Genomic DNA, 1450 nt, shown 5'->3' on the forward strand with positions numbered 1-1450 from the left:
TGGCAAATTTGGTATTTATGATTTTAAGCCATTAGATCATAGCGAAGATTTTAATCAGTCGTTTCGCGCGCAGATGTGTGCAGTTTATTTGCTACGTGAATTTAGCCTTGATTGGGTTGATTTTTTAGCCAAGAAAAAAGGCGGTAATAAAGCCGTCGCGCTCCATCCAGAGATTAAGCGTTATCTAGGAATCGGTAACGCGACGGGTCTGGGTATGGCACCGTATCTAATCAATCACCCTTGTATCGTCGATCAGTGGCTCACCACGCGTGAAGAAGCGGTGCAAGCGACCTTGGTCTGTGATATTGAGTCAGAAAAGGTGGCGTATTTTTCTAGCTTGCTTGCGCGCGCGATTCAGCATTTTACCGAAATCGTTACCATCAATGAGCAGCAAGATCAATTGAACGCGACCGTCGTTATAGAGTTGAGTGTATTACAAAGTAAGCTTATGAACATGATTGAAGGTCATAAAACATGGGCGGAGTTCTTGCAAGCTCACGACCACTTAAGTTTTGAGAGCCAAGAAGTCATCATCTCTTGCTTAATGGAGCTATATCCTGAGCGTGTCGATGCGTTTCAAGAAAAGGTCAACGCGGATGAAGCCTTGTCACTACCAAAAGGCAAAGTGATTCAAGATTTGCTTGATGTATTAGAGTCACGTTATCAATGGGCGATTACGATTGATTTTGATGAGCCTGATAATCGCTATTGGTTTTGGTATCGCTCGGTGGATAAAGAAGAGCCACGCATGGGCGTACGCGGGCAAGAGCCCGGTGATGATCGAGAGCTATCATTAGATATCGGGCGGCAAGCAAAGAACTTGTATGTGGCTTTACAACAGGCCGATCCACAGCAGCTGATATCCGAGTTTATGCTAAGCAAGCCTAAATACCGTTCTATCGCTCGCCGCGTATGGACCATGGGCCACAAAAAAATGGGTGACATTCAGATGAATGTTTTGCATAAGCATACACCGCCTATGCATCTACTACGTTGTAAGCTATCGATGTTTGGCGCGACCAAGTTCGATCCTAGGTCTGATCGCTGGGTACGAATCACTTTGTTCCAAGGTGCGCCTTTATTTAACGAAGTACATAGTGATGAATGGCTGTTTCCTTTATTACCTAACTTGTCTACAAAAGATTCATTTACAGAAAATTCGTCTACCCAAACACTGCCCACTCAAGACTCAACCATTACCAAGGAGGTTTAAGACATGATTGTATCGCACAATGAAATCGTGACAATGGTGTATAAAGCCTTTACGGGGATGCACCGAGAAGTCGGCGAGGCTGATGTCATCGCCTCTATGGTGGCTGAGCTTGAGATGGCAGGATTGGATGGTGTGCGTCATTTTAATAATGCCACGCCCTTTATCTTAACTGAGCAAGATACGCCTATTGATATCGTCCATCAAGAAACGGGCGCCATTCGCTTTGATTTGCATGAC

General features: G+C 44.8%; 2 protein-coding genes. Both read left to right on the forward strand.

The features are described from left to right. On the forward strand, window positions 1-1213 hold a 1213-nt coding region (locus ACS8FD_RS14430), incomplete at its 5' end, for a hypothetical protein (protein WP_439276364.1). A 3-nt stretch (window positions 1214-1216) separates the two neighbouring features. Next, the coding region (locus ACS8FD_RS14435) for a DUF3726 domain-containing protein (protein ID WP_439276365.1) at window positions 1217-1450 on the forward strand (234 nt) is incomplete at its 3' end.

The sequence above is a fragment of the Psychrobacter sp. 1U2 genome, from assembly GCF_051847575.1.